Raw genomic sequence first — 13,287 nt, forward strand, 5'->3', positions numbered from 1 at the left:
CGATAGGTACATGCTGCCCCTGTGGGAGCGAGCCTGCTCGCGATGGCGGACTCACATTCAACATTTTCGTCGACTGTCACACCGCTATCGCGAGCAGGCTCGCTCCCACAGGTTTTCCGCGCGATTATTGCGGTTTGCGATAGCTGTTGATGATCGCCGAGAAGTCGTTCCCGCCTTCCCCACGCAAACTCATCGCCTGATACAGCTGCTGGGCCACCGCGCCGAGCACCACAGGTTGGTGTGCCTGACGTGCCGCTTCGGTGGCCAGCCCCAGATCCTTGAGCATCAGTTCGGCACCGAAACCGCCGGTATAGCCCCGTGACGCAGGCGCCGTTTCGACGATACCCGGCCATGGGTTGTACATCTCCGAACTCCAGCAACGCCCGGTGGAGCTGTTGATGATGCCCGCCAGCACCTTGGTGTCGATCCCCAGGGCATCGCCCAGGGCCATGGCCTCGCTGACGCCGACCATGGAAATCCCCAGCAGCAGGTTGTTGCAGATTTTAGCGATTTGCCCGGTGCCGACCTCACCGCAATGGACGATGTTGCGGCCCATCTGTGCGAGTACCGGTTGCAGGGTGGCGAACAGTTCCGGGGTGGCGCCGACCATGAATGTCAGCGTCCCGGCGGCTGCCCCACCCGTACCGCCGGACACCGGGGCATCGGCCATGGCCACGCCCTGTTTGGCGGCAGCGGCGGCCACGTCACGCGCGGTTTGCGGGTCGATGGTGCTGCAATCAACAGCCGGTACACCTTGGCCGATCCCGGCCAGAACGCCGTCTTCACCCAGCCAGACGCTGCGCACATGCACGGCCGCCGGCAGCATGGTGATCACCAGCTCTGCACCGTCCGCCGCTTCCCGGGCCGAGGCGCTGATGCTGCCGCCCAACTGTTCAAGTTCCGCCAGCACGGCTTTGTTCAGGTCGACCAGGCGCAGGGCATGGCCGGCCTTGATCAGATTGCGCGCCATCGGCGCGCCCATGTTGCCCAGACCGATAAAAGCAATTTTCATGTCCGGCTCCTTAACGCAAGTTGATGGTGGTGTTCACACCGTCGTTGACGCTGTCGTCATCGAACCAGCGACTGGTGACAGTCTTGGTCTGAGTGTAGAACTGCACCACTTGCTTGCCGTACGGGCCGAGGTCGCCGAGTTTCGAACCACGGGAACCGGTGAAGCTGAAGAACGGCACCGGCACCGGAATCGGGATGTTGATACCGACCTGGCCGACGTCGATTTCGCTCTGGAATTTGCGCGCCGCCGCACCGCTCTGGGTGAACAGGCCGGTGCCGTTGCCGAACGGGTTGGCGTTGACCAGGGCGATGGCCTCGTCAAGGGTATTGACCTCCAGCACCACCAGCACCGGGCCGAAGATTTCCTGGGTGTAGATCTGCATGTCGGTGGTCACCCCGGAGAACAGCGTCGGGCCGACAAAGTTGCCCTGTTCGAAACCGGGAACCTTGATGTCACGACCGTCCAGCTCCAGTTTCGCGCCTTCCTTGATGCCGCTTTCGATCAGATCGAGAATTCGCGCCTTGGCCTTTTTCGAGATCACCGGCCCTACGTCGGTGCCCGGCTCACTGCCCGCATTGACCTTGAGTTTTTGCGCCAGCGCCTTGAGGTCAGGCAGCCACTGCTTGGCCGCGCCCACCAGCACCACCACCGACGTGGCCATGCAACGTTGACCGGCCGCGCCGAAACCGGCACCGACCAGCGCATTCAGCGCTTGTTCGCGATTGGCATCCGGCAGCACCACGGCGTGGTTCTTGGCGCCCATCATCGATTGCACGCGTTTGCCATGCTTGCCGGCCAGGTCGTAGACGTGAGTGCCGACGGCGGTCGAGCCGACGAACGAAACCGCCTTGATATCCTTGTGGGTGCAGAGCGCATCCACCACGTCCTTGCCACCGTGCACGACGTTGAGCACGCCCGCCGGAACGCCGGCTTCGATCGCCAGTTCCACCAGCAGCATGGTCGACAGCGGGTCCTGCTCGGACGGCTTGAGTACGAAGGTGTTGCCGCAAGCGATGGCCATCGGGAACATCCACAGCGGAATCATCGCCGGGAAGTTGAACGGGGTGATGCCGGCGCAGACGCCGATCGGTTGACGCAGGGTGTAGGTGTCGACCCCACCGGCCACGTTTTCAGCGAACTCGCCCATTTGCAGGGTGCCAATGGAGCACGCGTGTTCGACCACTTCCAGGCCACGGAAAATGTCGCCCTCGGCGTCGGCAATGGTTTTGCCTTGTTCGTTGCTGAGCACCACGGCGATGCGTTTGGAATGTTCGCGAATCAACGCCTGCAGCTTGAGCATGATGCGCATCCGCGCGCCGATTGGCGTCAGCTTCCAGGTCTGGAAGGCGCGATGGGCAGCGCTGATCGCGGCGTCGACTTCTTCGGAGGTGGCAAACGGCACCTTGGCCAGCACCTGTTGGGTCGCCGGGTTGATGATGTCGTGCCATTCAGTGGTCTTGGATTCGACCCACTCGCCATCGATCAACAGCTTGACCTTGTGCAGCGTGGTTTCGTTAGGCGTAAGCGAAGCGTTCATGTGGGTCTCCGGATGTTTGTTTTTATCTTGGGAGCCAAGGCGAAAAAGTCGCCTTGCGATGAGGCGTGTGTCGCGAATTGGTTGTGGGACTGTTTTTGGAGTATAGATGTGCAAACTTCTAATAAGAACGCACATAAAAGCCGGTCCATCATGCAAAAAAACATCACGTCTTTAGGTTCGCTGAACTGGGATGACCTCAAGTTTTTCCTCGAAGTCGCCCGGACCCGCAAGGCCAGCACCGCCGCCAAACGCCTGGCCGTCGACTACACCACCGTGTCGCGGCGCATCAGTTCGCTGGAAGCCTCATTGGGGACGCTGCTGTTCGAGAAATCCCGGACCAGCGGTTTCGTCCTGACCGCCGAAGGCCAGCGATTGCTGGGTTACGCCGAGTCGATCGAAAGCACGCTGCACATGGCCTGCGAGCAGGTGTCCGGCTCCGGGGTGGCGTTGTCCGGGCATGTGCGCATGGGCTGTACCGAAGGGTTCGGCAGTTTTTTCATCACGCCTCAGCTTAGCCATTTCGTCGACGCCTACCCGGCCATTTCGGTGGACATCCTGCCGTTGCCGCACTTCATCAGCCTGTCCAAGCGCGAGGCGGACATCGTCATCGCCCTGGAGCGCCCGGAACACGGGCCGTACGTGTGCTGCAAACTGACGGACTATCGCCTGCAGCTGTATGCGACACAGGAATACCTCGACAAACACCCGGCGATCCGCCGCCCGGCCGACCTCGGCAAGCACTCATTCATCAGCTATGTCGACGACCTGGCGTTCAGTTCGGAGCTGCTGTACCTGGCCAACGTCTTGCCCGGCGCCAGTGCCAACCTGCGCAGCACCAGCGTGATCGCGCAATTCGTGGCAGCACAGCAGGGCCGGTCATTGGCGATCCTGCCGTGCTTCCTCGCCGCACAAGACCCACGCTTGCTGCCGGTGCTGCCGGAGGACATCAACATCACCCGGCAGTTCTGGATGTACTGCCGCGAAGACCTGCGCAAGCTCAAGCGAATCACCCTGTTGTGGGATTACATCCGTTCGGTCACTGAGCAGAATCAGCGGCTGTTGATGGGGGAAAGCCGGGAGATGCTGTTTGCCGATTAATCGGTGCCGAGCTCCAGCATCAGCCCGCTCAAGCGTTTGACCTTGCGCCGCACCGCTTCTTCAAAGACCCCGGCGCGCGGCTCGATCAAGGTGAACCAGTCCTTGGCCCGGGTAATCCCGGTGTAGATCAGTTCCTTGGTCAGCACCGGGTTCAGGGCATCGGGCAGAACCAACGCGGTGTGGGTAAATTCCGAGCCCTGGGATTTATGCACGGTCATGGCGTACACAGTCTCGACGTCGTTCAGCCGGCTGGGCAGGACAAAGCGCACGCCGCCCTGCCCGTCGTTGCGCGGGAACGCCACGCGAAGCACCTGCTTGCCGGCGTCCGGACCGTCCCGTTCGGGGAGTTTCAGCGCAATGCCGATATCGCCATTCATCAAGCCCAGACCATAGTCGTTGCGGGTCATCAGCACGGGCCGTCCCTCGTACCACTGCTGGTCGCTGTCGATCAGGCGGGCCTTGAGCAACGCGTCGGTCACTCGCCGGTTCAAGCCCTCGACACCCCACGGCCCCTTGCGGACGGCGCACAACAATTGGAAAGCGTCGAAGGCTTTCAGGACATCCCGCGCCCAATCCATCCAGCACGCATCCTCGAGCGGACGGTCGATTGCCGGCCGCTGGTTGCGTAACAGGCTCAGGTAATGCCGATAACCTTGTGGTCCTTCGCCATGGCCATCGAGCAAAAAACGCTCCAGCGCCCGGTCCTGTTCGTTCTTGAGGGACAGGGAAAACACGTCGTCATGGCTTCGCGCCGCCAGCAATTTACGGGCTTCATCGGGCTGCTGTTGATTGACCCAACGGGCGAGTTGACCAATGCCGCTGCCCTCGCCAAACCGCCGCGAGTGACGCAGCATCACCACTTGCTGGGCCAGCGGATGAACGCCCTGGGTGTCTTCCTGCAAACCACTGGCCGCCAGGCTTTCGCCACTGACCGCTTCCAGCCACTGCCGTGTTTGCGGGTTGTACCAGCCGGCCTCGGCATCGCGACACAAATCGCCCAGCACGGCACCGGCCTCCACCGAGGCCAGTTGATCCTTGTCCCCCAGCAACACCAGGCGCGCATGGGGTGGCAGCGCATCAAGCAGGTTGGCCATCATTTCCAGGTCGATCATCGAGGCTTCGTCCACCACCAACACGTCCAGCGGCAAGCGATTGCCCGCGTGGTGACGGAAATGCCGCGTACCGGGACGGCTTCCGAGCAGACGGTGAACGGTGGTGACATCCGAAGGGATTTTCTGGCGTATGGCGTCGCTGACTTTGAGCGTTCTGACTTGCTGACTGATGGACTCGGTCAGGCGCGCTGCCGCTTTGCCGGTCGGGGCAGCGAGACGAATGCGCAGCGGTTTGCCCGCCTCTACCGCTGGCGCCTGAAGCAACGCCAGCAAGCGCACGACAGTGGTGGTCTTGCCGGTTCCCGGTCCGCCGGTGACGATGCTGAAGGCGCCTCGGGTTGCGAGGGCGCAGGCGAGTTTCTGCCAGTCGATCACGTCCCCCGGCTTGGCCGCACCGAACAAACCGGTTAGACGCTCGGGCAAGTCGCCCGGCGTTGCTTCATGTTCGGCCAGGCGTTGGCGCAGCGAGTTATCGATACGGCGCTCGTAAGCCCAGTAACGGCGCAGGTACAGGCGCTTGCCCGACAACACCAGTGGACGGCTGTGCACCGCCTCACGCCCGTCGGCCGCCAACGCGACCAGACTGCTGGAGGCCAGCACTTTGCACCAATGGGCGCCGTCCAGCGCAACCAACAACTGCGACGGCAACACCATCGCGCCACTGTGCAGATCACCTTCCGGTGGCAGCGACAGGGCGAAGTCCGGCTCCTTCAATGTCTCGAACACGTCGAGGCAAACATGCCCGTGGCCCAACTGGTGACTGGTCAATGCCGCGGCCAGCAGCACCAAGGGGTCGTCATCCGGCGCCAGTTCATGAAGGAAGGTCACGAAGGCCTTGTCCAGCGCGCGCAACCAGCCACGTTCGACCCAGCGGGTGAGCAGCAACAACAAGTCGTCAGCACGGCTCAGGGGGGCAAGCTCGGCGAGACTCTCGTCGGCCAATGAAGTGGGCAACAGGTCAGCGAAGGTGCGACTCATAGCAATACTCCCTGTTCCCAGGCGGGTTCGGCCTTGGGTTCTGGCTTACCTTGGAACAGCCGGTCCATTCGTTCGATCAGCTCTTTTGGAGGGCGGGCGAAGTACACGCCCTGGCTGGATGCACGCGTGCCGCGCAAGAACAGGTACAACGCGCCGCCGACATGTCGGTCGTAGTCGTAATCGGCCAGCCGTGCCTTGAGTTGTCGATGCAAGGCCAGGAGGTACAACACGTATTGCAGGTCGTAGCGGTTGTCGAGGATCGACTGTTCCATGGCCTGTTCGGTGTAAGCCGCGTCGTCGACGCCGAGCCAGTTGGATTTGTAGTCAGCGACGTAATAACGACCGTCGTGCTCGAAGGTCAGGTCGATGAAACCCTTGAACATGCCATTGAGCAATACCGGTTCGGCCGCCACCCGCGCTACGCCCTTGTGCGTGTATTGGCACACCAGCGCATCGAGCTTGAGCACGTCGACCTTGTGGCTGGCGAACCAGAACTCCATTTCGACCTGGTAATGCGTCAGTTGCTCCAGGACCACCGGGACCTGCCCGGCCCCTGCCGGCAACGGCGACTTGAGCAGATGCTGCAGCCAATCGCTCAGTGTAGTGATCCAGCCTTCCCAGCCTCGGCGGTTGCATCGGCGGGCAATGGCATCTTCCACAGCGTTCGGCGTGGCCACAAAACCCTCGTCACCGGCCCACTCGAGCAATCCATGAAGAAAGGTGCCCGGATTCGGACCGCGCGGGAATCGATGGAGATCGGCCCCCCCGGCGACCATCTCACGGGGCGCTTGCGGATCGAGGCGTTCGTCGTCGAAGAGCTTCTGTGCCTGCGGGCTCTCTGGTGCCTCATCACTGCCGACACTCAGGATGTCGCTGATTCGCAGGGCACTGTAAGAGGCAATCCACCAGTTTTCGCTGGCCTTGCGCTTCGGAATCAATGGCGCGAGCAATGCCGCTTCGTTCTGCGGCGGGTGGTAATGCTCGGCGGTGACTTCAGGCATTTCGCCGTAAGCCAGCGCAACGCAGCCCTGTTGCAGGTCTTCCAGCCAGCGCTTCAAACCCGCCGATTCAAGCAATGCCGCGCCACCGCCCAACAGATAACCCAGCGCCGAAAGGTGCAGTACCGAGCTGTTGTTATTGCCACGCTTGAGATCCGTGACGCCCAGCCAGCAGGCATGCTGCGCCCGTGTCAGCGCGACATAGAGCAAGCGCAAATCTTCGGCCAGACGCTCGTCGTCGGCCAGGGCAATCAACTCGGCGGTCGGGCTCAAGGTCACCTGGGCCTTGCCCGTGGCGTCGTGGTAATGCAACGGCAGTCGGCTGCCATCCACCGGTTTTGCCGAACAAATGAACGGCAGGAACACCAAGGGATACTCCAGCCCCTTGGACTTGTGGATGGTCACGACCTTGACCAGCTGTTCATCGCTTTCCAGACGCAGGATCTGCTCTTCACCGGCCTGCCCGGACAACGCCAGGTGTTCGGACAAATGTCGGATCAAGGCCTGCTCACCATCCAGTTCGGCAGCGGCCTGCTGCAGCAACTCGGAGAGGTGCAACAGGTTGGTCAACACTCGCTCGCCATCGCTGCGTGCCATCAACGCCTGGGGCAATTGGAAGTCATGCAGCAAACGTCGCAACATCGGCAACACGCCCTGCTTGCGCCAAATCTCGCGATAACTGCGGAACTGCATCACCCGCGCTTCCCACGCCAGTTCGTCCTGGTTCAGTCGCTCCAGTTCCGTCAGTGACAGGTCCAGCGTGATGCAGGCCAAGGCGGCGCGTAGCGGCCGCTCGACATCCGGTTCGGCGCAGGCCTTGAGCCAGGTCAGCACGTCGTGTGCTTCCTGAGCGGCGAACACCGAGTCCTTGTCCGACAAATAAACGCTGCGCACGCCTCGGGCCGAGAGTTCGGCACGCACAGCCTGCGCTTCCTTGCCATCGCGGACCAGGATCGCAATGTCCGCTGGCAACAGGCCTTTGAAACCCTGGCCTTCGCGGGTAAACCCGGCACGACCTTGCTGACCACCATTGAGCAGTCGGGTGATCTCGCTGGCGCAGGCGGCGGCCAGTTGTTGCCGGTACACCGCACCGGACAACGGCTGCTCGGTGGACAGGTGCCAGATGTTCAGGGCGGGCACGACCTGACCATCGATGCACAGGACTTCTTTGCGGCCCTGGGATTCGACCGGCAGGAACGGTACCGGGTTGTCGCCGCTCGCTTCCCGGAAAAGGAAGGCACCACGCCCGGACTCTCGGGACTCCGCGCGTTCGAAGACATGGTTCACGGCACCGACCATGCCATGACTGGAACGGAAATTGGTGCCCAGGGTATGCAGCCGGCCAGCAGTGGCCTGACGCGCGCGAAGGTAGGTATAGATGTCGGCGCCACGGAAGGCATAAATCGCCTGCTTCGGGTCGCCGATCAGGAACAGGCCGCTTTGCGGATTGTTGTCTTCGATGCAATAGATACTCTCGAAGATCCGGTACTGCACCGGGTCGGTGTCCTGGAATTCATCGATCAGCGCTACCGGGAACTGCTCGCGGATCAGGGCAGCCAGGCGCTCGCCGCCATCGGATTGCAACGCTGCATCGAGACGCAGCAACATGTCATCAAAGCCCATTTCCGCCCGTCGACGCTTCTCTTCTTCGAAGCGTGCACCGACCCAATGGGCGGCGTGTTGCAGCACGGCGGCATCGGGCGTCGGCAATTGATCAAGTGCGGTTTTCAGGCCGGGCATTGCGTCCAGCCCAGGATGACGGGGCACCTCGCCCTTCTTCCAGGCTTCAGCCATACCGTCGGGCGTGAGACGCGTGAAACCGGTGCCGATATCCAGTTGCTCGAGGGCTTCATCCTCGGCCCAGGCTTTGAGTTTCTCGAACCACGGCTCGAAGTAACGCGCCTGCATCTTGCGACCATCGACATTTTTGCTGGCGACACCCTCGTGGCAGATGGCGAGCAACTCGTCCGCCCACTGACGCCAGGGCATCTTCAGTTCGAGCAAGGCCGCCCGTCGTTGCTGCAGACACTCGGTGATCAGTTCGACCGGCTCTTTACCTTCAACACTGTCACGCTCACTGGCGAACAGTCCGCGAACGCGCGGCAACAGTGCGGCCGGGCCACCCCAATTGTTGCGCACCCAGTTCAGGGCATCGCCTTGCATCGGGTAGCAAAACAGCCGCCAGTAATCGCGCAAGACCTCGCCGAGCAAATCGCTGTGGTCGGTTTCCAGGGTCTGGGTAAACAGGCTGCCACTGTCGAACGCGTGTTCGCGCAACATGCGCTGACACCAACTGTGGATGGTCGAGACGGCGGCTTCGTCCATCCACTGGGCGGCGATGTCCAGGCGGTTTGCGCAACCGGGCCACTGCTCGGGCGGGTACTCGTTACGCAACTCGGCGATCAGGGCGTCCGGGGCGGGCGTTTCATCGCGGAAAAAGCGGGCGGCTTCTGCAAGCCGTGTGCGAATCCGTTCGCGCAGCTCTTTGGTGGCGGCATCGGTGAAGGTCACAACGAGGATTTGCGGAGGCAACAACTCGCGCCCGAAACCACTCGATTCGCCGCCATGGCCAAGGACCAGCCGCAGATACAGGGCAGAAATGGTAAACGTCTTGCCGGTCCCGGCACTGGCTTCGATCAGTTGACTGCCGCGCAGCGGGAATGCCAGGGCCAGAGGTGTCTTGCTGGTCATGAGCGTGCCTCCTCGCTGGGCAATGAGCGCCAAGGCGCCTCAAGTAGCGGCCGATACAAGGCGTTGCACCAATCGACGAACGTTTCATCGGCGGTGAGCGCATCGTAATCGGCGAATTGACGGGCCAGTGCCACGCTTTCCCGGCGCTCCCCGTCCGTGGTCAATCCATCGCCTTCGTAGGCTTTGCGCGCAGCCATTGCGGCTTTGACCGGATCGGTCTGGCCTAACCAGGCGAACGCCGTCTTGACCGCGATCGGCAGCGGCTGACGCATGCCCGATTGCCAGGCCAGCAACAGGTCACCCAGAATCCGTGATGCTGACTCCTGCTCCATCGGCTCAAGGATCAGGCTGTCGTCACTGGCCACCAATGCGGTGGTCATGGCCAGGCCGCTGGCACAGGCGACCAGATGATCGACCCAGGGTCGCGTCAGGCGATGCCATTTGCGCGATTTGATCGAACCGATGCTGTTGGGGATGGTTGTGATCGAGAGCAAACCACCGTCGGCGCGTTGGTGCAGCCCGCTGAGCCAGCCCTCGACGCGCAGATCATGCAACGCCAGGTTCACCGGCAGGGCACTGGTCAGCGGCGTTGGCCATAACGCCAGGAGCTGGTCGTAGCGTTGCAGCAGGTCCGGTAACGGCTCAATCAGTTCCCGCTGAAGGCATTCGCCGAATCCTGCCATTGGCAGCAGTCCACTGTTTTGCAGGCGTCGTGCCTGCAATGCCAACGCTTGATCAACGTCTTCCGGGGCTGCCAGAGCCGCTTCGAGCAAACTGTCGCTGAGGCTATAGCGTTGCAGTGCGTCGAGCACAAAGGGCTCCTCATCGGCCAGGGGCACTTCGGCGGCCTCGAAGAACACTTTCAAGCGCTGACTGAAGAAATGGCGCACAGGGTTACGCAGGAAATCCTGCAATTGGCCGAGACCCAGCGGCTCTTCTTGAACGTGGGCATCCAGCACTTCGATGTCCATCGCGTGCTCGGTCGCGTGATGAAGCGCCTGCCATTCCGTGGCGTAGCTGAACAGTGCGTCGCCTTCATGGAAGTACCGGGCACTGAAGGGCTGCAAGGGGTGCTCCTGAGTGATGGCCTCAAGCAGGTCCTCTTCGGCGTCGGTCATTCGCCAGCCGCTGGCCAGGTGGTCACGGAGCTGGCCGATCAGTACCGATGCCGGGCGCTCGCTGTTATCGCGAATACTGCGACCGACCCAACTGATGTAGAGCTGGTCACGGGCCGACAAGAGCGCCTCCAACAGCAAGTAACGGTCATCTTCGCGTCGCGATCGATCACCGGGGCGGTAGTCACTGCCCATGAGGTCGAAGTCCAGGGGCGGTTGTGCTCGCGGGTAGTCACCGTCATTCATGCCAAGCAGGCAGACCAGTTTGAACGGGATCGCTCGCATGGGCATCAAGGTGCAGAAGTTAACCGCACCGGCCAGAAAACGCTGAGACAAGCGCCCCTGATCGAGCCCGGCCAGCCAGGCTTCGCGGACGACGGTCAGTGGCAGTTCGTCTTGTAAACCGACCGACTCACAATTCTCGAGCCAGGTTTCACGCAAGGCTTCGAGTTCGCTCAGCAGGTAGTCGTCATGCTCGTTACTGGCCTGGAAGAACAACGACACCAAGGCCTGCAAGCGCGAACTCCACCGCTGGGGCGATGCCGGTTGCGTGAGTTCGTGATGGGCAATCTCCAGCGCATTGAGCAACGCGACCAATGGGCCGATGAGCGCGGCATCCAGTCCACCGATCTCGTCATAGGGTTCAATGCCTTCACAAGCACTGCCACTGCCCACGGCATAACCCAGCAGCATCCGGCGCAGGCCAAAACGCCAACTGTTTTGCTCCAGCGCCTGCGGCAGACCCAGTCCTGCCCGCTGCTCGGCATTCATGCCCCAGCGAATGCCCGCGCCTTCAATCCAGCGATGAAGGGTCGGCAGGTCGCGCTCCTCTACACCGAAACGAGCGCGCAGTGCCGGGACATCCAACAGATCGAGAATTTCGCTGACAGGGAAACGGCTGTCCGGCAGTTTGAGCAGATGTTCGACGGCGATCAGTAATGGATCACGGCCACGCTGCCCCTGGTCCGCCAGGGTGAAGGGAATGAATCGCGGATCCTGGCGCTCAAGCTGGCCGAACACCGCCCGAATATGGGGTGCGTAACTGTCGATATCCGGGACCATGACAATCACATCCCGTGGTCGCAGGTCTGCATCGGCGCTGAAGCGTGCGAGCAGTTGATCGTGAAGGATTTCGACTTCGCGCTGGGCACTGTGAGCGATGTGAAAACGGACCGACTGGTCTGCCTCCAGATCCACTGCCGGCCAACGGTCGCGGGTTTCGTTCAGGGGACGCAACTCAAGGATGTCGTCCTGCAACTGATTGAGCATGTTCAGTGGCTGGCTGTCGCTGAACAGGTCGATGCGACCGTCGCGAAACGCAGAGCGATAGCTATTTGGATCGTCGTAGCTGTCGAGCAGGTTGATGTAATCCCGCCCCTGCTTGCCCCATGCGGCCAACAACGGGTGGGCATGCTGATGAAGGGTTTGCGGGTCGAGCACAACCGGCATACCGCTCTTGCGAGCTTGTCGCTTGTATTGATGTCGCAACAGGTCTTTATCGGCGACGATGTCCGCCCAATGGTGGCGACACGGGTTATGCACGCACAACAGAACCTGACTGAATCGAGCCAGCCCGGCCAAGGCTTCCAGGGCTTGTGCGGGTAGCGACGAAATGCCGAAAACAATGACACGGGAAGGCAGCCCGACAGGGGCGATATCGAGACTGTTGATCCGCTCGATGAACCGCTGGTGTACGCCGGCGCGGCTTTGCGCCATGCCCTCTTCACCGACATCCAGCAACAGAGCGCGCCACAACTCCGCCTGCCAGCAATTGGCCGGCGTCAGCGGCTTGGCTTCCCCTCTGCCGTTGCGTAATTGATGCCGACCTTCTGCCCAGTCTTCGAGCCAGTCGGCCCGGTACACTTGATATTGGTCGAACAAATCCGCCAACCGCTCAGCCAATTGATAGCGTTTGCGCAAATCGCTGTCATGGGTCAGGAAGCGTTGCAGGGGCTCGAAATGCGGTTGATTGATCAGTTGCGGGAGCAGACGCATGAGGCGCCAGGTCAAGGGAGCCTTATCAAGCAGGGATTTGACCGGAATTTCGTCACGACCAAGAACCATGCGATACAGCTGCCACATGAAGCTGCCGGGTAACTGTACATCGATGGCCGCAGCGATCCCGCAACCACCCATATCGTCTTCTTCAGAGTCTTCAGCCAGTGCCAACTTGAGCCATTGTGCAATGCCATTGCTCTGCACCAGGGCGATTTCATTTTCCAAGGGGGCCAGCGGGTAACGCCGCATCCAGCTCACCACCAGGCTACGTAACTCGTCCAGGCGATTGCCGTGAACCACCATAAAACCAGCACTGAGGGATGTTGCGTCCGGCATAAAGGCTTCCTTGGAAAGCGCAAATCGAGGGACGACTTTAGCATTGAAGGCAACTTGCTTCATTGCAGGAGCGAGCTCGCTCGCGGAGAACTGAAGGACTGCGGGTGGCCTCAGATAGTTAACGTCATCGTTGACGACCATCGCGAGCAAGCTCGCCCTTGCAGCCGGGCAAAAACAAAACCCCTACCTGCATACGCAGATAGGGGTTTTGGAATTTAATCTTGACGATGACCTACTCTCACATGGGGAAACCCCACACTACCATCGGCGATGCATCGTTTCACTTCTGAGTTCGGGATGGGATCAGGTGGTTCCAATGCTCTATGGTCGTCAAGAAATTCGGGTACCGAACCGTCTTTCGACGCTTCAGCAAATTGGGTATGCGATAGTTTGTGTGTGGTGCGAACTTTCG

At 61.2% G+C, this 13,287-nt stretch carries 6 protein-coding genes and 1 rRNA gene; 1 reads left to right on the forward strand and 6 read right to left on the reverse strand.

Annotation, left to right across the window (positions count from 1 at the left end):
- Nucleotides 1–124 precede the first annotated feature (124 nt).
- Both mmsB and F7R06_RS20915 read right to left on the reverse strand, forming a co-directional pair.
- Nucleotides 125–1,012, reverse strand: coding sequence for a 3-hydroxyisobutyrate dehydrogenase (gene mmsB / locus F7R06_RS20910; protein WP_090315720.1), 888 nt, complete (start codon nucleotides 1,010–1,012; stop codon nucleotides 125–127).
- Nucleotides 1,013–1,022: 10 nt separating this feature from the next.
- Nucleotides 1,023–2,549: a CoA-acylating methylmalonate-semialdehyde dehydrogenase gene (locus tag F7R06_RS20915; RefSeq protein WP_090315715.1), complete on the reverse strand. Its 1,527-nt coding sequence runs from the start codon at nucleotides 2,547–2,549 to the stop codon at nucleotides 1,023–1,025.
- 150 nt (nucleotides 2,550–2,699) lie between these two features.
- On the opposite strand from F7R06_RS20915, the gene F7R06_RS20920 reads away from it, so the two are divergent.
- A complete protein-coding gene (locus F7R06_RS20920; protein ID WP_090315712.1) occupies nucleotides 2,700–3,647 on the forward strand; it encodes a LysR family transcriptional regulator in 948 nt (315 codons plus the stop codon).
- Here the strand turns inward: F7R06_RS20920 and recD are convergent.
- The 4 genes from recD to rrf all read right to left on the reverse strand — a co-directional run bounded on the left by recD (nucleotide 3,644) and on the right by rrf (nucleotide 13,210).
- Nucleotides 3,644–5,737 (reverse strand): exodeoxyribonuclease V subunit alpha, encoded by a 2,094-nt coding sequence (gene recD, locus F7R06_RS20925; RefSeq protein ID WP_090315710.1) that lies wholly within the window; start codon nucleotides 5,735–5,737, stop codon nucleotides 3,644–3,646. The two genes, F7R06_RS20920 and recD, sit on opposite strands and share 4 nt — an antisense overlap.
- Nucleotides 5,734–9,426, reverse strand: a complete 3,693-nt coding sequence (recB, locus tag F7R06_RS20930) for an exodeoxyribonuclease V subunit beta (protein WP_151149698.1) — start codon at nucleotides 9,424–9,426, stop codon at nucleotides 5,734–5,736. Before recB ends, recD begins: the two co-directional genes overlap by 4 nt.
- Complete coding sequence (gene recC / locus F7R06_RS20935; protein WP_090315706.1) at nucleotides 9,423–12,875, reverse strand: exodeoxyribonuclease V subunit gamma; 3,453 nt, start codon at nucleotides 12,873–12,875, stop codon at nucleotides 9,423–9,425. Before recC ends, recB begins: the two co-directional genes overlap by 4 nt.
- Nucleotides 12,876–13,094: 219 nt before the next feature.
- Nucleotides 13,095–13,210, reverse strand: a 5S ribosomal RNA gene (gene rrf, locus F7R06_RS20940).
- Nucleotides 13,211–13,287 lie beyond the last annotated feature (77 nt).

Source organism: Pseudomonas moorei, from assembly GCF_008801475.1.
GTDB lineage: Bacteria > Pseudomonadota > Gammaproteobacteria > Pseudomonadales > Pseudomonadaceae > Aquipseudomonas > Aquipseudomonas moorei.

Bases quoted from the DNA above. Each gene is read 5' to 3' on its own strand.
- recB (WP_151149698.1), bottom strand. From the start codon at position 9,426: ATGACCAGCAAGACACCTCTGGCCCTGGCATTCCCGCTGCGCGGCAGT.
- F7R06_RS20915 (WP_090315715.1), bottom strand. From the start codon at position 2,549: ATGAACGCTTCGCTTACGCCTAACGAAACCACGCTGCACAAGGTCAAG.
- mmsB (WP_090315720.1), bottom strand. From the start codon at position 1,012: ATGAAAATTGCTTTTATCGGTCTGGGCAACATGGGCGCGCCGATGGCG.
- recD (WP_090315710.1), bottom strand. From the start codon at position 5,737: ATGAGTCGCACCTTCGCTGACCTGTTGCCCACTTCATTGGCCGACGAG.
- recC (WP_090315706.1), bottom strand. From the start codon at position 12,875: ATGCCGGACGCAACATCCCTCAGTGCTGGTTTTATGGTGGTTCACGGC.
- F7R06_RS20920 (WP_090315712.1), top strand. From the start codon at position 2,700: ATGCAAAAAAACATCACGTCTTTAGGTTCGCTGAACTGGGATGACCTC.